Source organism: Thiopseudomonas denitrificans, from assembly GCF_002866065.1.
In the GTDB taxonomy this organism is placed as follows: domain Bacteria; phylum Pseudomonadota; class Gammaproteobacteria; order Pseudomonadales; family Pseudomonadaceae; genus Thiopseudomonas; species Thiopseudomonas denitrificans.
In genome coordinates this window covers 36,806-63,242 of sequence record NZ_LNJZ01000007.1, presented here as the reverse complement: position 1 = coordinate 63,242, position 26,437 = coordinate 36,806, and the positions used below count along the sequence as shown (strand labels likewise).

General features: G+C 61.3%; 22 protein-coding genes and 2 pseudogenes. 13 read left to right on the top strand and 11 right to left on the bottom strand.

The features are described from left to right. Positions 1-125 precede the first annotated feature (125 nt). From AR306_RS06140 to mtnA, 11 genes are all read right to left on the bottom strand, one after another. On the bottom strand, positions 126-368 hold the full coding sequence (locus AR306_RS06140; protein WP_101496688.1) for a glutaredoxin family protein: 243 nt from the start codon (positions 366-368) through the stop codon (positions 126-128). A 65-nt stretch (positions 369-433) separates the two neighbouring features. Further along, positions 434-2,113 (bottom strand): 30S ribosomal protein S1, encoded by a 1,680-nt coding sequence (gene rpsA / locus AR306_RS06135; protein ID WP_101496687.1) that lies wholly within the window; start codon positions 2,111-2,113, stop codon positions 434-436. A 118-nt stretch (positions 2,114-2,231) separates the two neighbouring features. Further along, positions 2,232-2,900 (bottom strand): (d)CMP kinase, encoded by a 669-nt coding sequence (gene cmk, locus AR306_RS06130; RefSeq protein WP_101496686.1) that lies wholly within the window; start codon positions 2,898-2,900, stop codon positions 2,232-2,234. Beyond that, on the bottom strand, positions 2,897-5,128 hold the full coding sequence (locus AR306_RS06125) for a bifunctional prephenate dehydrogenase/3-phosphoshikimate 1-carboxyvinyltransferase (RefSeq protein ID WP_407071190.1): 2,232 nt from the start codon (positions 5,126-5,128) through the stop codon (positions 2,897-2,899). The genes cmk and AR306_RS06125 overlap by 4 nt, the downstream gene beginning before the upstream one ends. Next, the gene (hisC, locus tag AR306_RS06120) at positions 5,121-6,236 is read right to left on the bottom strand and encodes a histidinol-phosphate transaminase (RefSeq protein WP_101496684.1); all 1,116 of its coding nucleotides are present in this window, start codon (positions 6,234-6,236) and stop codon (positions 5,121-5,123) included. The genes AR306_RS06125 and hisC overlap by 8 nt, the downstream gene beginning before the upstream one ends. Positions 6,237-6,272: 36 nt before the next feature. Continuing rightward, positions 6,273-7,367: a prephenate dehydratase gene (gene pheA, locus AR306_RS06115; protein ID WP_101496683.1), complete on the bottom strand. Its 1,095-nt coding sequence runs from the start codon at positions 7,365-7,367 to the stop codon at positions 6,273-6,275. Beyond that, a complete protein-coding gene (gene serC / locus AR306_RS06110; protein ID WP_101496682.1) occupies positions 7,367-8,452 on the bottom strand; it encodes a 3-phosphoserine/phosphohydroxythreonine transaminase in 1,086 nt (361 codons plus the stop codon). Before serC ends, pheA begins: the two co-directional genes overlap by 1 nt. 6 nt (positions 8,453-8,458) lie before the next feature. Next, positions 8,459-11,191, bottom strand: coding sequence for a DNA gyrase subunit A (gene gyrA / locus AR306_RS06105; RefSeq protein WP_101496681.1), 2,733 nt, complete (start codon positions 11,189-11,191; stop codon positions 8,459-8,461). 147 nt (positions 11,192-11,338) lie between these two features. Continuing rightward, positions 11,339-11,644 carry a helix-turn-helix domain-containing protein gene (locus tag AR306_RS06100; protein ID WP_101496680.1) on the bottom strand — a complete coding sequence of 102 codons (306 nt, stop codon included), beginning with the start codon at positions 11,642-11,644 and terminating at the stop codon, positions 11,339-11,341. Next, positions 11,622-11,948: a transcriptional regulator gene (locus AR306_RS06095; protein ID WP_101496679.1), complete on the bottom strand. Its 327-nt coding sequence runs from the start codon at positions 11,946-11,948 to the stop codon at positions 11,622-11,624. The genes AR306_RS06100 and AR306_RS06095 overlap by 23 nt, the downstream gene beginning before the upstream one ends. Positions 11,949-12,015: 67 nt before the next feature. Then, on the bottom strand, positions 12,016-13,095 hold the full coding sequence (gene mtnA, locus AR306_RS06090; RefSeq protein WP_101496678.1) for an S-methyl-5-thioribose-1-phosphate isomerase: 1,080 nt from the start codon (positions 13,093-13,095) through the stop codon (positions 12,016-12,018). A gap of 198 nt (positions 13,096-13,293) precedes the next feature. On the opposite strand from mtnA, the gene AR306_RS06085 reads away from it, so the two are divergent. The 13 genes and pseudogenes from AR306_RS06085 to AR306_RS06025 all read left to right on the top strand — a co-directional run bounded on the left by AR306_RS06085 (position 13,294) and on the right by AR306_RS06025 (position 26,407). Further along, complete coding sequence (locus tag AR306_RS06085; protein WP_101496677.1) at positions 13,294-14,616, top strand: TRZ/ATZ family hydrolase; 1,323 nt, start codon at positions 13,294-13,296, stop codon at positions 14,614-14,616. A gap of 130 nt (positions 14,617-14,746) precedes the next feature. Then, on the top strand, positions 14,747-15,445 hold the full coding sequence (ubiG, locus tag AR306_RS06080; RefSeq protein ID WP_101496676.1) for a bifunctional 2-polyprenyl-6-hydroxyphenol methylase/3-demethylubiquinol 3-O-methyltransferase UbiG: 699 nt from the start codon (positions 14,747-14,749) through the stop codon (positions 15,443-15,445). A 2-nt stretch (positions 15,446-15,447) separates the two neighbouring features. Beyond that, positions 15,448-16,140 (top strand): HAD-IA family hydrolase, encoded by a 693-nt coding sequence (locus AR306_RS06075; protein ID WP_101496675.1) that lies wholly within the window; start codon positions 15,448-15,450, stop codon positions 16,138-16,140. A 3-nt stretch (positions 16,141-16,143) separates the two neighbouring features. Continuing rightward, positions 16,144-16,881 carry a YciK family oxidoreductase gene (locus tag AR306_RS06070; protein WP_101496674.1) on the top strand — a complete coding sequence of 246 codons (738 nt, stop codon included), beginning with the start codon at positions 16,144-16,146 and terminating at the stop codon, positions 16,879-16,881. A gap of 180 nt (positions 16,882-17,061) precedes the next feature. Next, entirely contained in the window at positions 17,062-17,238 is a 177-nt protein-coding gene (locus AR306_RS06065) for a hypothetical protein (protein WP_101496673.1), read from the top strand. Between the two features lie 42 nt (positions 17,239-17,280). Beyond that, positions 17,281-20,229: an ATP-binding protein gene (locus AR306_RS06060; protein WP_101496672.1), complete on the top strand. Its 2,949-nt coding sequence runs from the start codon at positions 17,281-17,283 to the stop codon at positions 20,227-20,229. 70 nt (positions 20,230-20,299) lie between these two features. Then, positions 20,300-21,697 carry a sigma-54-dependent transcriptional regulator gene (locus AR306_RS06055; protein ID WP_101496671.1) on the top strand — a complete coding sequence of 466 codons (1,398 nt, stop codon included), beginning with the start codon at positions 20,300-20,302 and terminating at the stop codon, positions 21,695-21,697. Between the two features lie 239 nt (positions 21,698-21,936). Beyond that, positions 21,937-22,887, top strand: coding sequence for a TAXI family TRAP transporter solute-binding subunit (locus AR306_RS06050; protein WP_101496670.1), 951 nt, complete (start codon positions 21,937-21,939; stop codon positions 22,885-22,887). Next, a pseudogene (locus AR306_RS06045) lies at positions 22,857-23,906 on the top strand (ShlB/FhaC/HecB family hemolysin secretion/activation protein); the annotation flags it as partial. The gene AR306_RS06050 and the pseudogene AR306_RS06045, both read left to right, overlap by 31 nt. Positions 23,907-23,961: 55 nt before the next feature. Further along, positions 23,962-24,372 (top strand): annotated as a pseudogene (locus AR306_RS06040) (TAXI family TRAP transporter solute-binding subunit); the annotation flags it as partial. A 2-nt stretch (positions 24,373-24,374) separates the two neighbouring features. After that, complete coding sequence (yejK, locus tag AR306_RS06035) at positions 24,375-25,373, top strand: nucleoid-associated protein YejK (protein WP_101496667.1); 999 nt, start codon at positions 24,375-24,377, stop codon at positions 25,371-25,373. Positions 25,374-25,380: 7 nt separating this feature from the next. Next, a complete protein-coding gene (locus AR306_RS06030; protein ID WP_206167973.1) occupies positions 25,381-26,076 on the top strand; it encodes an AzlC family ABC transporter permease in 696 nt (231 codons plus the stop codon). Then, positions 26,069-26,407: a branched-chain amino acid transporter permease gene (locus AR306_RS06025; protein WP_101496666.1), complete on the top strand. Its 339-nt coding sequence runs from the start codon at positions 26,069-26,071 to the stop codon at positions 26,405-26,407. Before AR306_RS06030 ends, AR306_RS06025 begins: the two co-directional genes overlap by 8 nt. Positions 26,408-26,437 lie beyond the last annotated feature (30 nt).

Genomic DNA, 26,437 nt, shown 5'->3' with positions numbered 1-26,437 from the left:
ATTAGCAACAGGGACGAAGCTCCGCTTCGGCACTGGCAGCGTCAGCCTGGCGTAGCGCCTCTACCGCCCTGCCACCCTGCCACCCTGCCACACCGAACACACCAAAAACACCGAAGGAAAAAACATCACCCGGTACAAAACTCCCACGCCTGCTGCGTGGTAAAAGGCCAAAACAACTCAGCCCCGGTATCGAGCCGGGCAAACACCGGGATATGCACGCCGTAACGCTCCACCCAGTCTTCCCGCTCGACAATATCCACCCATTCGATTTGCAATGGCAACACCGTCAACAACGGCTGCAGTACCTTTTCCGCCTCTTCGCACAGATGACAGCCCAGGGTGCTGTACAAACGACATTCAAGCATCATTTCACCTTCTGACAGACACAAAAAAGGGGATGCAAGCATCCCCTTTTTCTAATGGTCGCCCAGAATCAGTTCTGGCCTTCCATCTGCTGGCGGATCAGATCACCGATGGTGGTCGGACCGGCAGCTTCCACTTCCTGCTTGCGCAGTTCTTTCATCGCGTCTTTCTCGTCCTCAACGTCCTTGGACTTGATGGACAGGTTGATGACGCGTGACTTGCGGTCGATGTTGATGATCTTGGCCTCGACTTCGTCGCCTTCCTTCAGCACGTTGCGCGCGTCTTCAACACGGTCACGGCTGATTTCGGAGGCTTTCAGTACGGCTTCAACGTCGTCGCTCAGAACCACGATGGCACCCTTGGCGTCAACTTCCTTCACGGTACCGCGGACAATGCTGCCCTTCTCGTTCAGTGAAGCGTAGTTGGAGAACGGATCGTCTTCCAGCTGCTTGATGCCCAGGGAGATGCGCTCGCGCTCAGGGTCAACGGACAGGATGACAGTTTCCAGCTCGTCGCCTTTCTTGTAGTTGCGAACGGCTTCTTCACCGGCTTCGTGCCAGCTGATGTCGGACAGGTGAACCAGACCGTCGATGCCGCCATCCAGACCAATGAAGATACCGAAGTCGGTGATGGACTTGATGGTGCCGGAGATCTTGTCGCCCTTGTTGTACTGGCCGGAGAACTCTTCCCAGGGGTTGGCTTTGCACTGCTTGATGCCAAGGGAAATACGGCGGCGCTCTTCGTCGATGTCCAGAATCTGGACTTCAACTTCGTCACCAACCTGTACCACTTTGGATGGGTGGATGTTCTTGTTGGTCCAGTCCATTTCGGAGACGTGAACTAGGCCTTCGACGCCCTCTTCCAGCTCGGCGAAACAGCCGTAGTCGGTCAGGTTGGTCACTTTGGCCTGTACGCGGGTACCTTCCGGGTAACGCGCCTTGATGGCTACCCACGGATCTTCACCCAGCTGCTTCAGACCCAGGGAAACGCGGTTGCGCTCGCGGTCGAACTTCAGCACCTTGACGTCGATCTCGTCGCCAACGTTGACAATTTCGCTTGGGTGCTTGATGCGCTTCCAGGCCATGTCGGTGATGTGCAGCAGACCGTCTACGCCGCCCAGGTCGACGAAGGCACCGTAGTCGGTGAGGTTCTTGACAATGCCCTTGACCTGCTGGCCTTCCTGCAGGTTTTCCAGCAGCTGTTCGCGCTCGGCACTGTTTTCAGCTTCCAGAACGCTGCGGCGGGAAACCACCACGTTGTTGCGCTTCTGGTCCAGCTTGATGACCTTGAATTCCAGCTCTTTACCTTCCAGGTGAGTGGTGTCACGCACAGGGCGCACGTCTACCAGAGAATCTGGCAGGAACGCACGGATACCATTGACGTCAACAGTGAAACCACCCTTGACCTTGCCATTGATAATACCCTTAACCACTTCCTCGGCGTTGAAAGAGGCTTCCAGAACCAGCCAGGACTCGGCACGCTTGGCTTTTTCGCGGGACAGCTTGGTTTCACCCCAGCCATCTTCAACCGCGTCCAGCGCGACGCTGACTTCGTCACCCACGGCAATGGTCAGTTCACCTTGCTCGTTGTAGAACTGCTCTACGGGGATGACGCCCTCGGACTTCAGGCCGGCGTGTACGGTTACCCAGTCACCGTCGATATCAACCACGATACCGGTGATGATGGAGCCCGGCTGCATGTCCAGGGATTTAAGGCTTTCTTCAAAAAGTTCTGCAAAGCTTTCGCTCATGTTTAATCCTGCTTTTAAGGGTCGGACTGACCCGTCCACATTCCAGACAATGCGGGTTTATGAATAAAAAGACCGGGGCGGCGCTGTCTGGGCCGCTACCAGCCTTGCTTATAGAACGCTAGCTGCCGAGCCCACGGGTGGTGGCTTCGGCCAGGACGCGTTCTACAACCTGTTCAATCGTCAAGGTGGTCGAGTCAAGCACGATGGCATCATCGGCAGGCTTGAGCGGAGCCACTTCACGATTGGTGTCACGCTCGTCGCGCGCACGAATTTCTTCCACAAGGGCCGGGAGATTAACAGAATGCCCGGCCTCCTTCAACTGCAAATAGCGGCGGCGGGCACGTTCCTCGGCGCTGGCAGTGAGAAAGATCTTCAGTGGTGCGTCGGTAAAAACCACAGTGCCCATGTCACGGCCATCGGCAACCAGGCCGGGTTCCTGACGGAAATCCCGTTGACGCTGCAACAGCCCTTCACGGACGCCTTCCAGCGAGGCGATCTGTGAGGCGTAGCTGCCGACGGATTCGGTACGGATGGCGCGTCCGACATCGGCGCCACCGAGCAGGGTCTTGCCATCGACAAATTCCACCTGCAGTTGCAGCGCCATGGTGCGCAATGCCGCTTCGCTGGTCGGCGCAATGCCGGACTGTTCGGCTGCCAGCGCCAGCACACGGTAGATCGCACCGGAATCCAGCACATGCCAGCCGAGCTGGCGTGCCACCAGCCCGGTGACGGTTCCCTTGCCCGAGCCGCTGGGGCCGTCAATAGTGATTACAGGTATCTGGCTCATGCGCCGACCTCCGCGCTCACGCGCATGCCCAGACGGGCACAGAGTTGTAGAAAGTTGGGGAAGGATGTTGCCACATGCTGGCTGCCGTGGATGCGGATCGGCTGGGCGGCGCGCAGCGAGGCGACGCTGAAGGACATGGCAATGCGGTGATCACCGTGGGCCCAGACTTCGCCGCCGCCCATCGGGCCGCCATCAATGATGATGCCGTCAGGCAGGGTTTCCACCTGTACGCCAAGAGTGCGCAGGCCGTCGGCCATCACCTCGATGCGGTCACATTCCTTGACACGCAGCTCTTCGGCACCACGCAGGATGGTACGGCCTTCGGCACAGGCAGCGGCAATGAACAGTACCGGGAACTCGTCAATCGCCAGTGGTACCAGCTCCTGCGGGATCTCGATGCCCTTCAGCTTCGAGCTGCGCATACGGATGTCGGCCACGCGCTCGCCGCCCACTACACGTACCCGCTCGATGCTGATGTCGGCACCCATCAGTTTGAGGATGTCGATGACACCGGTACGGGTTGGGTTGATGCCGACGTGCTCCAGCATGACATCGGCATTTTCGGCGATACAGGCGGCCACCATGAAGAAAGCCGCAGAAGAGATATCAGCCGGGACCTCGATATAGGTCGCCGACAGTTCGTGACCGCTCTCGATCCTGACGGTCGAATCATGGACTTCAACCGGATAACCGAAACCCTGCAACATGCGCTCGGAGTGGTCACGGGTCGGTGCCGGTTCGGTCACCGAGGTGCTGCCGGAAGCATACAGGCCAGCCAGCAGCAGGCAGGACTTGACCTGGGCGCTGGCCATTGGCATGTCATAGTGCATGCCGGTCAGTTTGTGGCCACCACGGATGGTCAGTGGCGGACGGCCTTCGGCGGCGGTTTCGATCACTGCGCCCATCTCGCGTAATGGATTGGCGACACGGTTCATCGGGCGCTTGCTCAGTGAGGCATCGCCGGTCAGCGTGGTGTCAAATGCCTGCCCGGCCAGAATGCCGGACAGCAGGCGCATGGTGGTACCCGAATTGCCAACGTAGATCGGTCCGGGCGGGGGCTGCAGGCCATGCAGGCCGACACCGTGGATCACCACCCTGCCCTCGACCGGCCCTTCAATGACCACCCCCATGTCGCGGAACGCCTGGATGGTGGCCAGCGCGTCTTCACCTTCCAGAAAACCATCCACCTCGGTGGTGCCGACCGCCAGCGAACCCAGCATGATGGTGCGGTGGGAAATTGACTTGTCACCCGGCACGCGGATGCTGCCATTGGCGCTGCCACCGGGTTGCGCTACGAAAATGAGTTCTTTATCCATGGTTTGCATATATGCCCGTTGAGCCAAAATCGTACTAAAGTGTTCACGTGCCACCCGGGCCCGGGTGAACACCCCCATCAGGTAATGTCCGTCGCTGTCCGCCACCGCCTGGCGCAAGGCCTGCAGGTTGGCGTTCAGCGTGTCCAGTTGCTGCAGGACGGCATCGCGGTTGGACAGGAAGATGTCATGCCACATTTGTGGATCACTGGCGGCAATGCGGGTGAAATCGCGAAAACCGCCTGCCGCATAACGGAAGATATCCAGATTCTCGTCGCGCTGCGCCAGCGAATCGACCAGACCGAAGGCCAGCAGATGCGGCAGATGGCTGGTCGCCGCCAGCACCAGGTCGTGCTGTTCGATACTCATCTGTTCGACGTCGGCACCCATGCGCTGCCACAACTGGCTGACCAGCGCCAGGGCATGCGGTTCAGTGCCGGCATGGGGCGTCAGGATCACCTTGTGCTGGCGAAACAGCCCGGCATCGGCCGCCGTCACGCCACTGCGCTCGGAGCCGGCAATCGGGTGTCCCGGTACCAGCCCGGCCGGCAGCCGGCCAAACGCCTGTTCTGCCGCCCTGACAAATGCACCCTTGACGCTGCCGACATCGGTAATGATCGCGTTGCGGGTGTGTGCGTCGTCCGCCAGCTGCTGCAGAATCGGCCCTGCGGCCAGTACCGGTACGGCCAGCAGGATCACTTCGGCATCGCGGCAGCCCTCCAGCAGGCTGGTATGGCCACTGTCAATCACGCCCATGTCCAGTGCCGCCTGGCAGGTGGACGGATCGCTATCGACTCCGACCACTTCGCGGCACAGCCCCAGTTCGCGTGCTGCCCTGGCAAAAGAAGCCCCGATCAGGCCCAGTCCGACAACCGTCAGCTTGCCTGTCAGCGGGGCGGTCTTTGCCTCAGGCATCATTGACCAGCACCTGCTTTAGAACACCGAGAAAGCGTGCGTTTTCTTCATGCGTGCCGATCGAAACCCGCAGGTATTCGGGCATGCCATAGCCGGCAACCGGCCTGACAATGACCCCTTTTTCCAGCAGTGCCTGGTTGATGGCGGCCGCATCCGGCCCGAAGCGCACGGCAATGAAGTTGCCCTTCGAGGCAATCCACTCCAGCCCCAGCGCTTCCAGCCCGGTTTCCAGCTGTTCCATGCCCTGGTCATTGGCCAGCCGGCTGCGGAACAGGTAGTCCTCGTCTTCCAGCGCGGCGCAAGCGGCTGCCAGCGCCAGGCTGTTGACGTTGAACGGCTGGCGCACCCGGTTGAGCACTTCCGCCACACGGGGCGAGGACAGTGCGTAGCCAACGCGCAAGGCGGCCAGGCCATAGGCCTTGGAAAAGGTCCGCGAGACGATCAGGTTCGGATAGCGCGATAGATATTTCACGCCATTTGGCAACTCGCTGCCCGAGGCATATTCGATATAGGCTTCGTCCAGTACCACCAGCACCTGTTCAGGTACTGCGTCAAGAAAAGCTTCCAGAGCGCTGATATCAAACCAGGTTCCGGTCGGATTGTTCGGGTTGGCAATGAACACGACTCGGGTGTCGGCATCAATCGCGGCCAGCATCGCATCCAGATCGTGGCCATGGTCTTTGGCCGGTACTTCGCGGCACTCGGCGCCGGCTGCCAGTGTGGCAATCGGGTACACGGCAAAGGCGTACTGGCTGAATACGGCGTTGTGGCCCGGTTCCAGCCAGGCCTTGGCCACCAGCTCCAGCACATCGTTGGAGCCGTTGCCCAGGGTGATCTGGGCCATGTCCAGCCCGTAATGGGCGGCCAGCGCCTGCTTGAGCGCAAAGCCGTTGCCGTCGGGATAGCGGGTCAGCTCCGGCAGTGCCTTTTCAATCGCTTCCAGCACTTTCGGGCTCGGCCCCAGCGGGTTTTCGTTACTGGCCAGCTTGATGATGTCGGCCGGGTTCAGGTCCAGCTCGCGTGCCAGCTCCTCGACCGGTTTGCCGGGCACATAGGGTGACAGCTGTTGCACCGGCGTGCGTGCCAGTTGCAAGAAATCACAGCTCATGCAAATTCAACTCCCGCTTGATTACAGCTCAATAATTTAAAGTACAGCTTTAGGATAGGAGCCCAACACCTTGACCCCGGTGGACTGGCTGACGATTTTTTCCAGCACGTCCTTGACCAGCGGATCATCCTGATGGCCCATGAAGTCGATGAAGAACACATAGGACCACTTGCCGCTGCGTGACGGCCGGGTCTCGATGCGGGTCAGGTCGACACCGTTGTCGTGAAACGGAATCAGCAGCTCGTGCAATGCGCCCGGCTTGTTGCTGACCGACACGATGATCGAGGTCTTGTCGTCGCCGGAGGCCGGAACGGGGCGGCTGCCGATGATCAGGAAGCGGGTCGAGTTGTCGGGACGGTCCTCGATCTTTTCGGCATGGATGGTCAGGCCGTACAGGCTGGCTGCCATGTCTCCGGCAATCGCCGCACTGCTCCACTCGCCCTTGACGCGTTTGGCCGCCTCGGCGTTGCTCGCCACTGCCACACGCTCGGCGTTGGGGTAGTAGGCATCCAGCCACTTGCGGCACTGGGCCAGCGACTGGGCATGAGAATAGATGCGGGTGATATGCTCGGTCTTGGTGTTGTCACCGACCAGCAAGTGGTGGTGAATGCGCAGCTCGACCTCACCGCAGATCACGATGTCGTGCTCGAGGAAGCTGTCCAGCGTGTGGTTGATGGCACCTTCGGTGGAGTTTTCCACCGGCACCACGCCATAGCTCACCGCGCCGGCGGCCACTTCACGGAAGATCTCGTCAATCGCCGCCATTGAGCGGGCGTGTACCGACTGGCCAAAATGCTTGAGCGCCGCCGCGTGGGAGAAGGTTCCTTCCGGCCCCAGATAGGCGACCTTCAGTGGCTGCTCCAGCGCCAGGCAAGCGGACATGATTTCGCGGAACAGCCGTGCCATCTCTTCGTTGTCCAGCGGGCCCTGATTGAGGTCCATGATACGCTTGAGCACCTGGGCTTCACGCTCCGGGCGGTAGAAAACAGCGGTTTCGCCTTCGGCCAGTTCGGCCATCTTCACCCGGCCCACTTCTTGGGCGCAGCGGGCGCGTTCGCTGATCAGTTCAAGAATCTTGTGATCCAGTGAGTCAATGCGTACCCGCAGCGCCTGCAATTCCTGCTCGCTCATCAGCCGTGCTCCTTCTCGAATGCTTTCATGTAGTCAATCAGTGCGTCGATGGCTTCCAGCGGTACCGCATTGTAGATGGAAGCACGCATGCCGCCGACCGAGCGGTGGCCCTTCAGGTTAAGCAGGCGACGCTCTTCGGCACCGCTCAGAAACACCTTGTCCAGTGCAGCATCGGCAAGGGTGAAAGGCACGTTCATCCAGGAGCGGGCGCTGCGGCTGACCGGGTTGTTGTACAGTTCGCTGCTGTCGATGTACTCATACAGGCGGCGCTGTTTTTCATGGTTGACCCTGGCCATGGCCTCGACACCGCCCTGCGCTTTCAGCCACTTGAACACCAGCCCGGACAGGTACCAGGAAAAGCACGCCGGGGTGTTGAACATGGAACCGTTGTCGGCCGCCACCTTGTAATCGAGCATGGTCGGACAGCTGCTGCGGGCCCGGCCGAGCAGGTCCTCGCGCACGATCACCACCACCAGGCCGCTGGGGCCGATATTTTTCTGTGCGCCGGCGTAGATCATGCCGAACTGGCTGACATCAACCGGACGCGACAGGATATCGGACGACATGTCGGTAATCAGGGGAACATCGCCGGTCTGCGGAACCCAGTCAAACTGCAGGCCGCCAATGGTTTCGTTGGTGCAGTAATGCAGGTAGGCGGCCCCCTTGCTCAGCTGCCAGTCGTTCTGGCCGGGAATGGCAAAATAATCCTGCGCCCTGGCGCTGGCGGCGACATTGATGTTGCCGAAACGACGGGCCTCATCAATGGCTTTCTTTGACCAGATGCCGGTGTCGACATAGTCGGCGACGCCATCTTCGGGCAGGAAGTTGAGCGGAATCTGGGCAAACTGCTGGCTGGCACCGCCCTGCACGAACAGCACTTTGTAGTTGTCTGGCACCTGCATCAGGTCGCGCAGGTCCTGTTCGGCAGTTTCGGCAATGGCGACAAACTCGTCACTGCGGTGGCTCATCTCCATGACCGACAGGCCACGACCCTGCCAGTCCAGCAGTTCGGCCTGCGCCTGCTTCAGTACCTCTTCCGGCAGTGCTGCCGGCCCTGCACAAAAATTGTAAGCTCTTGTGGTCATGGATGCTTATTCCTGGTTTTCGGTTGTGTCAGCGGCGCTTTCGTTGCTGTCAGCCACGTCTGCGTCAAATTCTTCTTCATCATCACCGCCTGAAGGCTCCTGCACCCGCTCGATGCCGACCAGCAGCTCGCCCTTGGTCAGACGGATCAGGGTCACACCCTGGGTGTTGCGCGACTGGCTGGAAACTTCATCGACACGGGTACGCACCAGCGTGCCCTGATCGGTGATCAGCATGATTTCCTCACCGTCCTGGACCTGGACCGCGCCGACCAGACAGCCGTTACGCTCGTTCTGCACCTGGGCGATCACGCCCTGGCCACCACGGCCACGCAGCGGGAATTCGTCGAGGGCGGTACGTTTGCCATAACCGTTTTCGGAAGCGGTCAGAATGTAGGCGCCCGGCTCGGGGATCAGCATGGAAATCAGCTGCTGCTCGTCGCTGATGCGCATGCCGCGCACGCCACGGGCGGTACGGCCCATCTGGCGTACCTTGCTTTCCTTGAAGCGGATCACCTTGCCACCGTCGGAGAACAGCATCACGTGTTTGGAACCGTCGGTAATGGCGGCGGCAATCAGGGTGTCGCCCTCTTCCAGACGCAGCGCGATCAGGCCGGAGCTGCGCGGACGGCTGAACTGGGTCAGCGGGGTCTTTTTCACCGTGCCCTTGGCGGTGGCCATGAAGATGTAAGCACCGTCAGCTTCGTCATATTCCAGGCCATCGTCGCCATCGTCGCTGTCCACATCTTCGGCAATATCGGCCAGCTCGGGCATGTCGTCATCGTTGAGACCTTCGGCCTCGGCCTGGGCATTGAGTGCTTCCAGGTCGATTTCCAGCATCGCGGTGATGCGCTCGCCCTCTTCCAGCGGCAACAGGTTGACCATTGGCCGGCCACGGGAGGCACGCGATGCTTCGGGAATCTCGAAAGTGCGTAGCCAGTACACCTTGCCCTTGCTCGAGAACAGCAACAGCGTGGCATGGCTGTTGGCCACCAGCAGGTGTTCGACGTAGTCCTCGTCCTTGACGCCGGTGGCCGAACGGCCGCGACCGCCACGGCGCTGGGCCTGATAGGTTTCCAGCGGCTGGCTCTTGGCGTAGCCGCCATGGGAAATGGTGACCACGCGCTCTTCTTCGGGGATCAGGTCGGCAATCGTCAGGTCCACCTGGGAGGCGACGATCTCGGTACGGCGGGCATCGCCAAAACCTTCCTTGACCTGTTGCAGCTCTTCGCAGATCACTTCCAGTAGGCGCTCTTCACTGCCGAGGATTTCCAGCAGCTCGCCGATCAGTTGCAGAATCTCCTGGTATTCGGCCAGCAGCTTTTCGTGCTCAAGACCGGTCAGGCGGTGCAGGCGCAGCTCCAGAATGGCCTGGGCCTGCTCGGGTGACAGGTGATAGAAGCCGTCACGCATGCCGTACTGTTCGTCCAGTTCCTCGGGACGGCAGGACTCGGCTCCGGCGCGCTCGACCATGGCCGCCACAGCGCTGGATTCCCAGGCGGTAGCGATCAGGCGTTCCTTGGCCTCGGCCGGAGTCGGCGAGTTCTTGATCAGCTCGATTACCGGGTCGATGTTGGACAGCGCCACTGCCTGGCCTTCCAGGATGTGGCCGCGCTCGCGGGCCTTGCGCAACTCGTAAACGGTGCGGCGGGTCACCACTTCGCGGCGGTGACGCACGAACACCTCAAGCATGTCCTTGAGGTTGAGCAGGCGTGGCTGGCCATCGACCAGCGCCACGTTGTTGATGCCGAACACGGTCTGCATCTGGGTCTGGGCATAGAGGTTGTTGAGCACCACCTCGGCCACTTCGCCACGGCGCAGCTCGATCACAATGCGCATGCCGTCCTTGTCGGACTCGTCACGCAGCTCGCTGATGCCCTCGATTTTCTTTTCCTTGACCAGTTCGGCAATCTTCTCGATCAGTTTTGCCTTGTTGACCTGGTAAGGAATTTCGGTAACCACGATCTGCTCGCGGCCACCAGCCTTGTCGATGTCTTCGATCTCGGCGCGGGCACGGATATGCACCCGGCCTCGGCCGGTGCGGTAAGCCTCGATGATGCCGGCACGGCCGTTGATGATGCCGTGGGTCGGAAAATCCGGGCCGGGGATGTGCTGCATCAGCTCGTCGACCGACATGTCGGGATTGGCGATCAGCGCCAGACAGCCGTCAATCACTTCATTCAGGTTGTGCGGCGGAATGTTGGTGGCCATACCCACGGCAATACCGGACGAGCCGTTGACCAGCAGGTTGGGCACCTTGCTCGGCAACACCTCGGGAATCTGCTCGGTGCCGTCATAGTTGGGCACCCAGTCGACGGTTTCCTTTTCCAGGTCGGCCAGCAGCTCATGGGCGAGTTTTGCCATGCGCACTTCGGTGTATCGCATGGCGGCGGCGTTGTCGCCATCGACCGAACCAAAGTTGCCCTGCCCGTCCACCAGCATATAGCGCAGCGAGAACGGCTGCGCCATGCGCACGATGGTGTCGTAAACGGCTCTGTCACCATGCGGGTGATACTTACCGATGACGTCACCGACCACACGGGCGGACTTCTTGTACGGCTTGTTCCAGTCGTTGCCGAGCTCTTTCATGGCGAAGAGCACGCGGCGGTGTACCGGTTTCAGCCCGTCCCGGGCATCGGGGAGCGCACGGCCCACAATCACGCTCATGGCGTAATCGAGATAGGACTGGCGCATTTCGTCTTCAATGCTGATCGGCAGGATTTCTTTGGCGAGTTCACCCATGGAAGCTGTGTTCCTTTCTCAGTCAAGGTGCTTGAAACGGCCCGTCTGGCCATTTCCACAATCGCCGGAGTATAGCATAAAAGCCCTTGCCGGAGCAGCCGGGATTTTGCACCGACACGCACGGCAGAACAGCACTGAAAAATCAGCTCAGCTCAACGCTTCCCGTACAAATTCTGGATGCTTGATAAACAGTTTGATCAGGGAGCGGGCTGCTCCGGAAGGTCGGCGAGCGCCCTGCTCCCAGCTTTCCAGGGTGCGAACGGATACCCCCAGAGTTTTTGCAAAGCTGGCCTGGCTCATCTGTGCTTTCTGCCTGGCAAGAGCGACATCTGTTTGAGTGATCCGGTGAGAGGCCGCAGGCATATCGGCAGCCATTTCTTGCAGGCCCTCCAGCAATTCGGCCTGGATGTCGCGTGCCGCATCCCGTTGTTCAATGCGTTTCAAGTGATTCATTGAGTGCCTCCACATATTGGCGCAGCAGCTTCTTGTCGAGCTGATCAACGGCAGATTTGCCATAAATGGTCAGCAGCCAGATTTGCCCGCTGGCCAGCCTGTTGTAATAGATCACCCTGACGCCACCACGTTTTCCGCTCTGGCCGGAATACCAGCGTATTTTACGGATGCCTCCGGCCCCCGGTTCGACGACACCCGCTTCCGGGTTCGTGGCAAGAAATACCTTGAAGTCGCTGTATTCTTCATCGGACCAGTAGTCGCGATAGTACCTGTTGAAAATCGTTGTTTCGCATATTGTATACATCTGCAGTTCATCCTTCTACTACAATGTAGGGGTTGATTGGCCGGAAACCCTTTTGCATCCGGCAAGCTTAGTGCAACGCCCCCTCTTGCATCAGCTGGCGCATCTTTTCTGCTGTAGGCTGCTCGACCACGCCGCGCTCGGTGACAATCACGTCCACCAGACTGGCCGGTGTAACGTCGAATACCGGATTGAACGCCGGCAGTTCCGTGGTCACCGGCTGGCCGGCGACCCGCAGCAGCTCATCGGCGCTGCGTTGTTCGATGGGAATGTCGGCCCCGCTGGCCAGCTGCATGTCGATGGTTGAACTGGGCGCGACCACCATCAGGCGCACATCATGAAAGCGTGCCAGCACCGCCAGCTGGTAAGTACCTATCTTGTTGGCCACATCGCCGTTGGCGGTGATGCGGTCAGCCCCGACAATCACCCAGGTGATATCGCCCTCGCGCAGCAGGTGCGCCGCCGCCGAGTCGGCATTCACCGACACCGGCACGCCATCACAGGCCAGCTCCCATGCGGTCAGTCGCGAGCCCTGCAGCCAGGGCCGGGTTTCGTCGGCGTGCACATGCTCCACCAGCCCGGCCAGATGGGCGGCTCGGATCACGCCCAGCGCGGTGCCAAAGCCACCGGTGGCCAGCGCGCCGGCATTGCAGTGGGTCAGCAGGTGTTGCGGTGCTTCGCAATAGTGGCGGATGACCTCCATGCCCAGCTGCGCCATGCACAGGTTGGCTTCGCGGTCGGCTTCGTGAATGGCAATCGCCGCCGCATCCAGTTGCGCCAGCGGACAGTCTTGTCCGGCATGGGCATCCAGCACCTGCTGCATGCGCTCCAGCGCCCAGAACAGGTTGACCGCTGTCGGCCGTGAAGCCGCCAGCAGCTGCATATCCTCTGCCAGAGCTGCTCGCCAGCCGGTAGCGCTTTCGGCATGGCGTTGCCGCGCCGCCAGCGCCACGCCATAGGCAGCCGCAATGCCGATGGCCGGTGCGCCGCGCACCACCATGTCACGGATCGCCGCTGCGGTCTGTGCTGCATCGCGACACTCCAGCCATGCCTGCTGCAACGGCAGCACGCGCTGGTCCAGCAGGCGCAACACACCACCACGCCATTCCAGCGGCTTGATTTGCTCGGCCCTGATCAACTGTTCACGCATCTGCACACCTCCAACCCATACCGCGCCGGAGTATAGCTGTACAGACCTGCAGGTTCGAATTTATTCGAACACACAACAAACGGAGATGTGCGGATAAAGCCGCACCTTGTTGCAAAAAATAACCAGCCACAGACAGCACAAAACCCTGGCCGCATCAGGTACATTTGCATCACACAATCTACCCGGAACGGAATCACCATGAACACGCCCAACCGCTACGACACCCTGCTACTCCCGCGCTGGCTGGTACCGGTCGAGCCGGCCGGCGTGGTGCTGGAGGATTACGGCCTGGCCATTGCCGGCGACCGCATCGCGCTGATCGCGCCACGCGAGCAGGCGCTGCGACACAACTACGGCCAGATACTGGAGCTGCCCGACAGCCTGCTGATTCCCGGGCTGGTCAACGCCCATGGCCATGCCGCCATGACCCTGTTTCGCGGCATGGCCGATGACCTGCCGTTGCAAACCTGGCTGCAGGAGCACATCTGGCCGGCGGAAGCACGCTGGGTCAACGAGGATTTTGTGCGTGATGGCACCGATCTGGCCATCGCCGAGCAGCTGCTGGCTGGCGTGACCTGCTACTCGGACATGTATTTTTATCCGGAAACGGCCTGTCAGCAGGTGCATCACAGCGGCATCCGCGCGCAGATCTGCATGCCGGTGGCCGATTTCCCCATGCCCGGCATCCGCAGTGCCGATGATGCCATGCGCCGGGGGCTGGAGCTGTTTGACGATTTCAAGCAGCACCCGCGCATCGACATCGCCTTTGGTCCGCATGCGCCCTATACCCTGAACGATGACAACCTGCGCAAGCTGGCCACGCTGCTCAACCAGCTGGACATCAATGTACAGATGCACCTGCACGAAACCGCCCACGAAGTGGAAGAAAGCCTGAAACTTCATGGCCAGCGGCCGCTGGAGCGCATTGCCGGGCACGGCCTGCTCGGGCCGAATTTCCAGGCGGTGCACATGACACAGGTCGAGCGCTCCGACATCGACCTGCTGCTGACCCACAACTGCAGCCTGGTGCACTGCCCCCGCTCCAACCTGAAACTGGCCAGCGGGTTTTGCCCGGTCGAGCGCCTGTGGCAGGCCGGCATCAATGTGGCGTTGGGTACCGATGGCGCGGCCAGCAACAACAATCTCAGCCTGCTGGAAGAAATGCGCACCGCTGCCTTGCTGGCCAAGGCGGTCAGCCGCAATGCCAGCGCACTCAATGCCCATCAGGCGCTGCGCATGGCCACCCTCAATGGCGCACGTGCGCTGGGCCTGCAGGAGCGGACCGGCTCGCTGGAAGTCGGCAAGCTGGCCGATCTGGTCAGCATCAACCTGTCCGCCCCGGCGGTGCAGCCGGTGTATGACCCGGTTTCGCAACTGGTGTATGCCTGCAGTAGCGATGCCGTGGAGCATGTCTGGGTGGGCGGCAAGCAACTGGTCGCCAGCCGGCAGCTGCTGCGCATGGACACCGCCGCCCTTCGTGCCCGTGCTACCGAATGGTGCCAGCGGATTCAGGCCGGCTGAGTTGTCTTATCCGCTTTCTTGACCAGCATTACAGCAAACGCCGGCGAAAACTGGCATCATGTGCCGCATTTGAATGCGCAAGCTCCGCCTGGCCCCGCTTGCGCCGGCATCCACCTGACAGGAACCCCGCATGAGCAACGTTGACCCTCTGGAAATCGCCAAATTCGAAGCACTGGCCCATCGCTGGTGGGACCGTGAAAGCGAGTTCAAGCCCCTGCACGACATCAACCCGCTGCGGGTCAACTGGATCGACGAGCGTGCCCCGCTGGCGGGTAAAAAGGTATTGGACGTGGGCTGCGGCGGCGGCATTCTGGCCGAAGCCATGGCCCAGCGCGGGGCCGAGGTGACCGGCATCGACATGGGCGAAGCTCCGCTGTCGGTGGCCAAACTGCACCAGCTGGAAAGCGGCCTGAACATCGATTACCGCCAGATTACTGCCGAACAGCTGGCCGAAGAGATGCCCGGCCAATTCGACGTGGTCACCTGTCTGGAAATGCTGGAGCACGTCCCCGAGCCGTCCTCCATCATTGCCGCCTGCCAGAAACTGGTCAAACCCGGTGGCCAGGTGTTTTTCTCCACCATCAACCGCAACCCCAAGGCGTATCTGCTGGCGGTGGTGGGGGCTGAATACGTGCTCAACATGCTGCCGCGCGGCACCCACGACTTCAAGAAATTCATCAAACCCTCCGAGCTGGGTGCCTGGGCACGCCAGGCCGAACTGGAAATCCACGATCTCGTCGGCCTGACCTACAATCCGCTGCTCAAACGCTACAAGCTGGAAAACGACGTCGACGTCAATTACATGATGCATTGCAGCAAGCCCCTGTAATCATGTGCATCCGGGCGGTTTTGTTTGATCTGGACGGTACCCTGCTGGACAGCGCACGGGACTTCATCGCGATCCTGCAGCAGATGCGGGCCGGGCGCGGCCTGCCCGCCATGGACGAACAGCTGATCCGCCAGCGGGTATCGGCCGGTGCCGCCGCGATGGTCGCTCTGGCGCTGGAAACCGCACCGGAACAGGCCGGCTTTGATGCACTCAAGGATGATTTCCTGCAACGCTACCATGCCAATCCCTGTGCGCACAGCCGCCTGTTTGCCGGGCTGGCCGAACTGCTGCAGCTGCTGGAGCAGCGGCAAATTCCCTGGGGAGTTGCCACCAACAAGCCGGAACGTTTTGCCCGCCCGATCCTGCATGCCCTGCAACTGGAGCAACGGGCTGCCGTACTGGTCTGCCCCGAACAGGTCAGCCAGCCCAAGCCCGCCCCCGACATGCTGCTGCTGGCCTGCCGGCAGCTGGATGTGCTTCCGCAGCACGCCCTGTATGTCGGCGATGACCTGCGGGACATCCAGGCGGCGGAGGCGGCGGGCATGCCGTCGATGTCGGTCGGTTACGGCTATCACGGCCCGCAGGACAACCCGCCGGGCTGGGGCGCCACCCACCATGTCACCCATTCCACACAGCTGGCCGGCGCCATACTGGCGCTGCTGCAAGCCGATTATCCGAACCCGTCAAGAGACTGAACCATGTTTGATTACACTGCCGCGCCCGACCTGCTCAAAGGGCGCATCATCCTGATCAGTGGTGCCGGCCGCGGCATTGGTGCCGCCGCCGCAAGGGCCTGCGCCGCCCGTGGCGCAACGGTATTGCTGCTGGGCAAGACCGAGAAAAACCTGAATCTGGTGTATGACGAGATCTGTGCCGCCGGCCACCCGGAGCCGGTAGTGATCCCGCTGGACCTGAAAACCGCCACCACCGCCCAGTTCGATGAGCTGGGCGCAATGATCGAGCAGGAATTCGGCCGGCTGGACGGCTTGCTCAACAATGCCTCGATTCTCGGCCCGCGCATGCCCATGCAACAAATTCCCGATGACAAGTTTGCCGAGGTCATGCAGGTCAACGTGCAGGCCACCTTCGGCCTGACCCGCGCCCTGCTGCCGCTGCTCCAGCTGTCGGAGGATGCTTCCGTGGTTTTCACCTCCAGCGGCGTTGGCCGCAAGGGCCGTGCCTACTGGGGTGCCTACGCGGTGTCCAAGTTCGCCACCGAGGGGCTGATGCAGGTGCTGGCCGACGAACTGGATGAAACCCATGTGCGTGCCAACAGTGTCAACCCCGGTGCCACCCGCACCTCCATGCGTGCCGCCGCCTATCCGGGCGAACACCCGAACAGCAACCCTGCGCCGGAAGACATTATGCCGGTGTACCTGTATCTGCTTGGCCCGGACAGCAAGGGAGTCAACGGCCAGGCGCTGAACGCACAGTAACCGCCCTGTGGACGAAGCGGTTTGCTCCAGCCTCGCCTTGCCGGAAGGAGTTACCCTCCGGCAGAATGGCTGCTGAAACATCCAGCCCCGAGCCTACACCTAAAGAAGGGGCTGTCCGGCTGGCAGGCATGACAACCACGGGTTACCATCGGTAACACCTGTTGTCAGTGAAGCGCTTTCATGTACATCTACCGCCTGATCCTGTTGCTGGTTGTCGGCATTTACCTGTTTTCACCCGCCATCATGGACTGGTGGACGGCCAACAACGACCTCTGGTATCGCCCTTATCTGCTCTGGCTACTGCTGATCGTGCTCACCTTTCTTTTGCAGGGCAAGCGTGATGGCGAGTCCTGTTAGCATGCAAGACCTTGCCTGCATTCCTCCGGCTGGTGGCCGCCCATGACCATCAGCGTAATCCATCTGACCGGCTTGGCCATCGGCTATCTGCTGACGTTGTTTGCCACCGCCTGGCTGGCAGAAAAAAACCTGCTGCCGCGCCAGCTGGTGCGGCATCCGCTGATCTACACCCTGTCGCTGGGCGTATACGCCAGCGCATGGGCATTCTACGGTTCGGTCGGGCTGGCCCATCAGTACGGCTATGGTTTTCTGGCCATCTATCTGGGTATTTCCGGTGCCTTCCTGCTTGCGCCGGTGTTGCTTTACCCGCTACTGGAGCTGACCCGCACCCACCAGCTGGCATCGCTGGCCGACCTGTTTGCCTTTCGTTTCCGCAGCACCGCAGCCGGCACCCTGACCACCCTGGGTTTGCTGTTGTGCACCCTGCCCTTGCTGGCGCTGCAAATCCAGGCGGTGGCTGATACCGCCCAGCTGCTGACCGGCTCGCCGGTGCAGGAAAACATCGCACTGGTTTTCTGCCTGATCATCACCCTGTTCTCGATCCTGTTTGGTGCCCGCCACATCGCCACCCGGGAAAAGCACCAGGGCGTGGTCTTCGCCATGGCGTTCGAGTCACTGCTCAAGCTGCTGGCCATTCTGGCAGTGGCCGGCTGGCTGCTGTACCAGCTGTTTGACGGCCCCGCCGGCCTGCAGCAATGGCTGAGCGACAACAAGGCCATACTGCAGCAACTACAACAACCCATGCAGGACGGCCAGTGGCGCGTGCTGTTGCTGCTGTTTTTTGCCGCCGTGATCGTCATGCCACACATGTTCCACATGGCCTTCACCGAAAACCTCAAGCCACGCTCGCTGGTCAGTGCCAGCTGGGGCCTGCCGCTGTTCCTGCTGTTGCTGAGCCTGCCCATTCCACTCATCCTGTGGGCCGGCCTGAAACTGGGCGTGACCACCGAGCCGCAGTATTTCGCCATTGGCCTGGGGCTGGCCCTGAACAACGAAACACTGGCCCTGCTGTCGTTCATGGGCGGCATGTCGGCGGCCAGCGGGGTGATCATCGTTTGCACCATCGCCCTGTCCGGCATGGTGCTCAACCATCTGATCCTGCCTGTCTATCAACCGCCGGCCACCGGCAACATCTACGGCTGGCTCAAGTGGACCCGCCGCCTGCTGATCGCCGCCATCATCCTGGCCAGCTTTGTTGTCTACCTGCTGCTTGGCTCGACACACCAGCTGTCAAGCCTGGGCGTGGTTTCCTTTGCCGGTGGCCTGCAGTTTCTGCCCGGTGTGATGGCCCTGCTGTACTGGCCGAAGGCCAACCGCAATGGTTTCATGGCCGGCACCCTCACCGGCCTGCTGATCTGGGCCTACAGCATGCTGCTGCCGACCCTTGGCCTGGCTACCCGCCTGCCCCTGTCCGACCTCGGGCTCGACTACCTGTCTGCCGAAGACAGCTGGCAGCAGGCGACCGCTCTTGCCATCATTGCCAACAGCTTGGTATTTGCCCTGGTATCCCTGCTCAGCAGCACCCGGCAAGAAGAGCAGATCAGCCGCCAGACCTGCCTGGTCAACCGCTCACGGCTGCCGGAAAGCCGCCGCTTGCAGGCCGGCTCGCCCCACGAGTTTGCCTTTGCCCTGTCCAAGCCGCTGGGCAGCATCACCGCCCAGCGCGAAGTGCAGCGTGCCCTGAGCGACCTGCAACTGCCCATGGACGAGAGCCGGCCCTTTGCCCTGCGCCGCCTGCGTGACCGGATCGAGGCCAACCTGTCCGGGCTGCTCGGGCCGGGCGTGGCCCGGGATCTGGTGTCCAGCTTTCTGCCTTATCAAAACGCTGCCGCCAACTATGTCACCGAAGACATCCACTTCATCGAAAACCGCCTGGAAGACTACCGCTCGCGCCTGACCGGCCTGGCCGCCGAGCTGGACGCAGTCCGCCGCCACCACCGGCAAACGCTGCACAACCTGCCGCTGGGTGTCTGCGCCCTGTCACGGGAAGCGGAAATCACCCTGTGGAACCTGGCCATGGAAAACCTGACCGGCATCGGTGCGGCCCGTGTGCTCGGCTCGCCGCTGGAGAGTATCGATGCCCCCTGGCGTGACCTGCTGGTGAGCTTCAGCCAGGGCACGGAAAACCGGCTGCACAAAAAACGCCTGCACAGCAGTTTCCAGTCGCGCTGGCTCAACCTGCATAAGGCCGCCATTGCCGAACCCGGCGCACCCGGTGACAGCGGCATGGTGCTGCTGGTTGAAGACATCACCGAAAACCGTCAGCTGGAAGACCAGCTGATTCACGCCCAGCGGCTGGCTTCGCTGGGGCGTCTGGCCGCCGGCGTCGCCCATGAAATCGGCAACCCGGTGACCGGCATCGCCTGCCTGGCCCAGATCATCCAGGAAGAGCGTACCAGCGATGAGGAACTGCAGGAAATCAGCGGCCAGATCATCGAGCAGACCCGGCGCATCACCCGCATCGTACAGTCCATGATGGGCTTTTCCCGCAGCGGCCAGCCGCACGACAACAGCCACGAGGCACTGTGCTGGCTGGAAGTTTGCAAAGATGCGGTGAACCTCTTATCGTTGAACACCGATGCGCAGAGTGTGGAGTTTCGTAACCTGTGCCAGCCCGACCACTGGATCAAGGGCGATCCCCAGCGCCTGAGCCAGGTGGTGGTCAACCTGCTCGGCAATGCCCGCGATGCCAGCCCGCCCGGCGGACTGATCCTGATGGCAACCCGGGCCGGCCGCGACTGGGTCGAGCTGAGCATCACCGACCAGGGTAGCGGTATCGCACCCGAGCACCAGAGTCAGCTGTTCGAGCCGTTTTTCACCACCAAGGACCCGGGCGAAGGCACCGGGCTTGGTCTGGCCATGGCCTACTCCATCGTCAGGGAACATCAGGGCGACATCCGCGTCACCAGCCCCCTGCCTGACACGCCCGGCGGCACAAGATTCTGTATCCGCCTGCCCCGCAGCCTGCCGGCTCCGGACACTCCGGGCTAATCTGACCAGCAAGCATTACAGGTTACCCGCAACAGCATCACGCCAGCATTCACAAGTAGAGAGAGTATCAATGTCCCACATCCTCATTGTTGAAGACGAGCCCATCATCCGCTCAGCCCTCAAGCGCCTGCTGGAGCGCAACGGCTACCAGGTGAGCGAGGCCGGCTCGGTACAGGAAGCCCTGGACGGTTTCAGTCCCGGCGCCTACGACCTGATCATCAGTGACCTGCGTCTGCCCGGTGCTCCGGGTACGGAAATCATCCAGCATGCCGGCACCACGCCGGTGCTGATCATGACCAGCTACGCCAGCCTGCGCTCGGCGGTGGACAGCATGAAACTGGGCGCCATGGACTACATTGCCAAACCGTTTGACCACCAGGACATGCTGGCCACCATCGCCCGGATTCTACAGGAACATGCCCGCGCGACAACTGACGAAGAAACGCCGGGCGATCAGGCTCCGGTCGGCGGGCAGCCGGCAGCCAGCGACAATAGCGATATCGGCATCATCGGCAGCAGCCCGGCCATGCAGGCACTGTTTGTCAAGATCCGCAAGGTCGCTCCCGCTGATGCCAACGTACTGATTCATGGCGAATCCGGTACCGGCAAGGAGCTGGTCGCCCGCGCCCTGCACAACCTGTCCGACCGGGCCGGTGCCCCGATGATCTCCGTCAACTGTGCTGCCATTCCCGAAACCCTGATCGAGTCCGAGCTGTTCGGCCATGAGCGGGGTGCCTTTACCGGAGCCGACAAGGCGCGTGCCGGGCTGGTCGAGGCCGCCGATGGCGGTACCCTGTTTCTCGACGAAATCGGCGAGTTGCCGCTGGAAGCCCAGGCCCGCCTGCTGCGCGTGTTGCAGGAAAGCGAAATCCGCCGGGTCGGCTCGACCCAGTCACAGAAGGTCAACATCCGCCTGATTGCCGCCACCCACCGGGATCTCAAGGCGCTGGCCAAAGAGGGCAAGTTCCGCGAAGACCTGTTCTATCGCCTGCATGTGATCGCCCTGACCTTGCCGGCGCTACGCGAGCGTGGTGACGACATCAGCGAAATCGCCACCGCCCTGCTGGAACGCCAGCGCCTGAAAGCCAAACGTACCGAGCCGATGCATTTCACCGATGAATGCCTCAAGGGCATGCACCACTATCACTGGCCGGGCAATGTGCGCGAGCTGGAAAACGCCATCGAGCGGGCGGTCATCCTGTGCGAGGGCAACCGCGTCACTCTTGATCTGCTCGGTATTGATGTCGACCTGGAGCAGCCTGCCGCCCATGCCAAGGCCCCGCAAGAACAGACCGGACAATCCCTGGAGGATTACTTTCAGCAGTTTGTGCTGGAGCACCAGGACAGCATGACCGAAACCGAGCTGGCCAGCCGCCTCGGCATCAGCCGCAAGTCCCTGTGGGAACGCCGCCAGCGCATGGGTATTCCACGCCGCAAGGCCGGGACAGAGGCTGAAGACGAGCGTTAGAGGCTGACAAGTTCTGTGTCTGCAGCGTTGGGGTATGGATTCGCAAACACGCCGCAAGTACGTCCATGTAGGCTCCGTGCCGCCAGGGATGGCGGCACGGGGTTTGCTCCACCCATACCCCAACGCTGCTATAAAGATCGTACTCTCGGCAAACAGGTGTAAACATCATCCCCGCCAAGCCAACCCCTAGCGGTCTGCGTATAATGACCAACCGTTTTATATAACCGGATAGCACACACATGAGTCGTTTTTTCCAGGACCTGTCCATCATGATCCGCGCCAACCTCTGGTTGGTGCCGGTACTGGGTGCGCTGGTTGCCGCCCTGTTCTACTTTGTCGCTCCGCCGCCACCGATGTCGGCAACCATGAGCACCGGCGCGGCCGGTGGCGGCTATCATGCCTTCGCCCTGCGCCTGCAGGAAGAACTCGCCCGTGAACACTTCGAGCTGAAACTGGTTGAAAGCAGCGGCTCGGTCCAGAATGCCGAACGCCTGCTGGACAAGGACTCGGGCATCAATCTCGCCCTGCTGCAAAGCGGCCAGGAACGCGAACTGGACGAACAGCAGCGCCAGTCCCTGCACAGCCTGGGCGCGGTCTATCAGGAACCGCTGTGGCTGTTTGTACGCCGTCACCTGCAAGCTGATACCCTGCAAGACCTGACCGAACGCCGGATTGCCATTGGCAGCCCCGCCGGCGGACTGCGCCTGCTGCTTGAGCCGCTGCTGCAGTCAATCGGCATCGATACCGACAGTCTTGGCGGCAACTGGCAACCCTTCACCGGCAAGAAAGCCGCCGAACAACTGCTGGCTGCCGAGCTGGATGGCGCTTTTTTCATGGCTCCGGCCGAAAGCGACCTCATTCAGCAGCTGGCCGCCCATCCGGAAGTGCGGCTGTTTCCCATTGCCCGCGTCAACGCCTATGAACACCGCCTGCCTTTTGTGCAAGGTATTGATGTCAGCCGTGGCCTGCTCAGCCTGCCCAACGACCAGCCGGCGCACGACATGCAGACCCTGGGTGCCCAGGCCCTGCTGGTGGTCAATAACCAGTTCCACCCGGCGATTGCCCCGCTGATCTTGGCTACCGCGCAAAAAGTCATGGCCGACGGCAGCCTGCTTGAAGCCCCCGGCGACTGGCCCAGGGCCGACCCGCAAGCCTTTGNGAGCGCAGCAAACCCTGGCGTGCCGGCCTGAGCCGTCACAACGACGGCCAGCGCAGCACCGGTGAACAACAGTGGAGCACCTGGCTGAGCTGGGACAGCCCACTGGGGCTGGCTGACCAGCTCAGTGTCCGGGGCAGCAAGGATGCCGTCAGCGATCGTTATCGCCACTCGGCCAGTCATGGCCTGAGCTACCAGCTGCCCTATGGCTGGTGGACCTTCAACTACCATTACAACCACAGTTATTACCGTACCCGCACGCAGGGGCAGGGCTTCTCCTTTGTGCTGGATGGCGTTAGCACCACTCAGGCACTCACCGCCGAGCGTGTCATCCACCGTGACAGCACCAGTAAGACAGCCGTAAATATTGGCATCAGCCACCTGCGCAGCCGCAACTATCTGGACAATTATTTGCTGGATGTATCGAGCCAGCGCCTGACTGAATATCAACTGGGTTTCAACCATGGCCGGCGGGTGGGCAGCGCCTTTGTCAACGTCGACCTGGGCTGGCAACGCGGCAGCGGCGCACTGGATGCCCAGCGCAAAGGCTCACCCAAAGGCGGCCAGCCAGTGGCCCGCTATAACAAATACTCCCTGACCGCCAGCTACCTGCAACCCTTCCAGCTGGCCGGCGAGCGCTTCAGCTTCGACAGCCTGTTGAGTGCCCAACGTAGTGAAGACGTGCTCTACAGCCCGCAGCGTTTCAGCCTGGGCGGTTTGTATTCCATTCGTGGCTATAAAGACCAGAGCCTGACCGGCGACAGCGGCTACTACTGGCGCAACCAGTTGCGCTGGAACCGCCCGATCACCTGGCACTGGCTGCAACCCTTGCTGCAGCAATACAGCCTGCTGGCCGCCTACGATCTGGGCGCCATCCGTGGCGACACCTACAACCATGAAAGCAGTGGCCGCATGGCCAGCCATGCCTTTGAATTCAGCGCACAGGGCGAACACCTGGCGCTGTCCGTCACCAGTGCCCGCAGCCTGTCCCGCCCGGATGCCCTTGAACGCAAGGAAAGACCGGTTTATTTCCGCATCGATGTTTTCTTGTAAAGGACTACAAGATGAATACCCAAAGTCCCCTGTTCAAAACCATTGCCAAGCTANAGCCGACTATTTCCACCGCAAGGGCCCGCCGTTGCTGCAGCGCTACCTGCCATTCCGCATCGCCTCACTGGCCGACCGTTACATCATTCTGGTCATTCCACTGCTGGTGGTGCTGTTCCCGCTGTTCAAGATTGCCGGCCCGGTTTACCGCTGGCGCATCCGCGCCCGCATTTACCGCTGGTACAAATACCTGCGTGACATCGACAAGAAGTTCAACCGCAACACCTTGCCTGAACAGCTGAACGAGGAAATCGGCCGCCTGCAGGCCCTGCAAAACGAACTGGCCAAGGTCGAGGTTCCCCTGTCCTACACCCACGAACTTTATGAACTGCACCTGCACGTACGCTTCGTCATTCGCCGTCTGCAAGAGCTGAAAGAAGGCCGCAGCGACACCCCGGAATTTACAGGTTAAACATGCCCATCCAACATTGCGTCATTCACCATCTGGACAAGAAACCCGACGACAGCCCCGCCGTGTTGCAGGCTGGCGCGGCCCCGCTGGAAATCACCAGCGAGCTGGAAGACCTGCTGGTCGACTTCAACGACAACTACAATGCCAAACAGGGCAAAAGCTGGGCCTGTTTTGTTGATGACGAACTGGCCCTGCCGGCCGGACTCAAGGCCCTGCATGCCGGCGAGCTGGAGTTTCATGCGCTCGGCCTGCAGCTGGCACAACACTGGCAAAAGCTGCTCGATGAGCACCAGCTGTACCAGAGCGCACACCTGTGCCTGATGCTGTACCAGTTCAACATGGCCGACTACTGCGTGGTCGCCCTGCTGCCACAGCGCCGTGGTCTGCGCATCAGCGACGCGCTGCAACCGGAAGACATTCAGCACCTGGATCTGGGCCAGCTGCAACTGGCCTGCCGCATCAACCTGAGCGAATGGCGCAACAACGCTGCCTCGCGCCATTACATTTCCCTGCTCAAGGGCAAGGGCGGCAAGAAGCTGGCTGATGCTTTTCTCGAGTTGCTGCACGCCGAGGAGCACGGCGATGCCCCGGCCGATACCCGCACATTGCTGCGCGCCTTCAGCGACTACATCGACACCACCGGGCTGGAAGAGGAGCCGGTGCAGGAGAAAACCAAGGCACTGGTGCAGTACACCAAGGAGCAGCAGCGCAAGGGCGAGCCGGTCGCGCTGGAAGGACTGTCCGAAGCGCTCGACGAAGAGAATCCGCGCGCCTTCTACGAGCACATCCGCAATCTGGATTACGGCCTGAGCGATTATGTGCCGACCGACCGCAAGACCATCAACCAGTTTCAGCGTTTTACCGGCCGTGCCGAAGGCATCTCCATCAGCTTCGAGGCACATCTGCTCGGCTCGCGCGTGGAATACGACGAGCAGCGCGACATGCTGATCATCCGCCAGCTGCCGACCCAGCTCAAAGACCAGCTCAAGCGCGGCAGCTAGGCCGGTGATGCCTCTTTCCCTGCTACGCGCGGTGCGTGAAACCGGCATGGTCTGGCTCAGCATGTTTGTGCTGGGCATCGGCCTGGGTGTGATGGTCACCAGCAGCGGGCTGCCCTGGTGGGTGGCTCCGCTGCTGTCGGGTGGTGTATATGCCGGCTCGGTCGAGTTTCTGCTGGTCGGCCTGCTGGTGGCCAGCGCGCCGCTGTCGGCCATTGCCATGACCACGCTGCTGGTCAACTCGCGGCACCTGTTTTACGGGCTGTCGTTTCCGTTGCACCGGGTACGCGGCATGAGCAAGCTGTACAGCGTCTTTGCCCTGACCGACGAAGCCTATGCCCTGGCCGCCCCCCGCGACCCGCGCCGGCTCAGCCATGGCTGGATTCTATGGACCCAGCTGGGGCTGCAACTGTCGTGGATGTCCGGCTCGCTCTCCGGAGCCATTGTTGGCGCTACCCTGCTGCAAAACGTCAAGGGGCTGGATTTCATTCTCACCGCGCTGTTCATCGCACTGGCCATGGATGCCTACCGGCACCGGCCTGACCGCGTTACCCTGGTGTCCGCAGCCGTCTTCGGCATCATCGCTGCGTTGCTGGCAGGCGACAGCATGCTGGTGCTGGCCATGAGCGCATTTACCGCTTTCATGTTACTGCGTCATCAATGGAACAAGCGCCGCACACAGCCGGTGGAGCAGCCTGATGCCTAGTACGGGTTATATCTTTCTGGCTGTGGGCGTGGCCCTGGCAATCACCTTTCTGCTGCGTGCGTTGCCCTTCATCCTGAAAAACGCCATCAAGGACTCACCCCTGCTGCTCGCGCTGAACAGCTGGATGCCGCTCGGCATCATGGTGATTCTGGTGGTGTATTGCCTGTCGATGATCGACCCGGCTGACAGCCGGCTGGCTGGCGCACAAGTCATCGCCACGCTGGTAACGGTTGCCGTTCACTTGTGGAAACACAACCTGTTTCTCAGTGTGCTGGCCGGTACCGGCACCTGTGTTGCCCTGGCCAACGGGCTGTTGCCGGCGCTGCTGTAAGCTGTCGCCGCAGACAAAAGACAGAAGGCC

Excerpts from the sequence above, each read along its gene's own strand:
- AR306_RS06030 (WP_206167973.1), top strand. The coding sequence starts at position 25,381 with ATGCCTCTTTCCCTGCTACGCGCGGTGCGTGAAACCGGCATGGTCTGG.
- rpsA (WP_101496687.1), bottom strand. The coding sequence starts at position 2,113 with ATGAGCGAAAGCTTTGCAGAACTTTTTGAAGAAAGCCTTAAATCCCTG.
- gyrA (WP_101496681.1), bottom strand. The coding sequence starts at position 11,191 with ATGGGTGAACTCGCCAAAGAAATCCTGCCGATCAGCATTGAAGACGAA.
- yejK (WP_101496667.1), top strand. The coding sequence starts at position 24,375 with ATGCCCATCCAACATTGCGTCATTCACCATCTGGACAAGAAACCCGAC.
- serC (WP_101496682.1), bottom strand. The coding sequence starts at position 8,452 with ATGACCACAAGAGCTTACAATTTTTGTGCAGGGCCGGCAGCACTGCCG.
- AR306_RS06125 (WP_407071190.1), bottom strand. The coding sequence starts at position 5,128 with ATGCCTGAGGCAAAGACCGCCCCGCTGACAGGCAAGCTGACGGTTGTC.
- AR306_RS06140 (WP_101496688.1), bottom strand. The coding sequence starts at position 368 with ATGATGCTTGAATGTCGTTTGTACAGCACCCTGGGCTGTCATCTGTGC.
- ubiG (WP_101496676.1), top strand. The coding sequence starts at position 14,747 with ATGAGCAACGTTGACCCTCTGGAAATCGCCAAATTCGAAGCACTGGCC.
- AR306_RS06070 (WP_101496674.1), top strand. The coding sequence starts at position 16,144 with ATGTTTGATTACACTGCCGCGCCCGACCTGCTCAAAGGGCGCATCATC.
- AR306_RS06100 (WP_101496680.1), bottom strand. The coding sequence starts at position 11,644 with ATGAATCACTTGAAACGCATTGAACAACGGGATGCGGCACGCGACATC.
- AR306_RS06055 (WP_101496671.1), top strand. The coding sequence starts at position 20,300 with ATGTCCCACATCCTCATTGTTGAAGACGAGCCCATCATCCGCTCAGCC.
- AR306_RS06065 (WP_101496673.1), top strand. The coding sequence starts at position 17,062 with ATGTACATCTACCGCCTGATCCTGTTGCTGGTTGTCGGCATTTACCTG.
- hisC (WP_101496684.1), bottom strand. The coding sequence starts at position 6,236 with ATGAGCTGTGATTTCTTGCAACTGGCACGCACGCCGGTGCAACAGCTG.
- AR306_RS06085 (WP_101496677.1), top strand. The coding sequence starts at position 13,294 with ATGAACACGCCCAACCGCTACGACACCCTGCTACTCCCGCGCTGGCTG.
- AR306_RS06025 (WP_101496666.1), top strand. The coding sequence starts at position 26,069 with ATGCCTAGTACGGGTTATATCTTTCTGGCTGTGGGCGTGGCCCTGGCA.
- AR306_RS06095 (WP_101496679.1), bottom strand. The coding sequence starts at position 11,948 with ATGTATACAATATGCGAAACAACGATTTTCAACAGGTACTATCGCGAC.
- mtnA (WP_101496678.1), bottom strand. The coding sequence starts at position 13,095 with ATGCGTGAACAGTTGATCAGGGCCGAGCAAATCAAGCCGCTGGAATGG.
- AR306_RS06075 (WP_101496675.1), top strand. The coding sequence starts at position 15,448 with ATGTGCATCCGGGCGGTTTTGTTTGATCTGGACGGTACCCTGCTGGAC.
- pheA (WP_101496683.1), bottom strand. The coding sequence starts at position 7,367 with ATGAGCGAGCAGGAATTGCAGGCGCTGCGGGTACGCATTGACTCACTG.
- AR306_RS06060 (WP_101496672.1), top strand. The coding sequence starts at position 17,281 with ATGACCATCAGCGTAATCCATCTGACCGGCTTGGCCATCGGCTATCTG.
- cmk (WP_101496686.1), bottom strand. The coding sequence starts at position 2,900 with ATGAGCCAGATACCTGTAATCACTATTGACGGCCCCAGCGGCTCGGGC.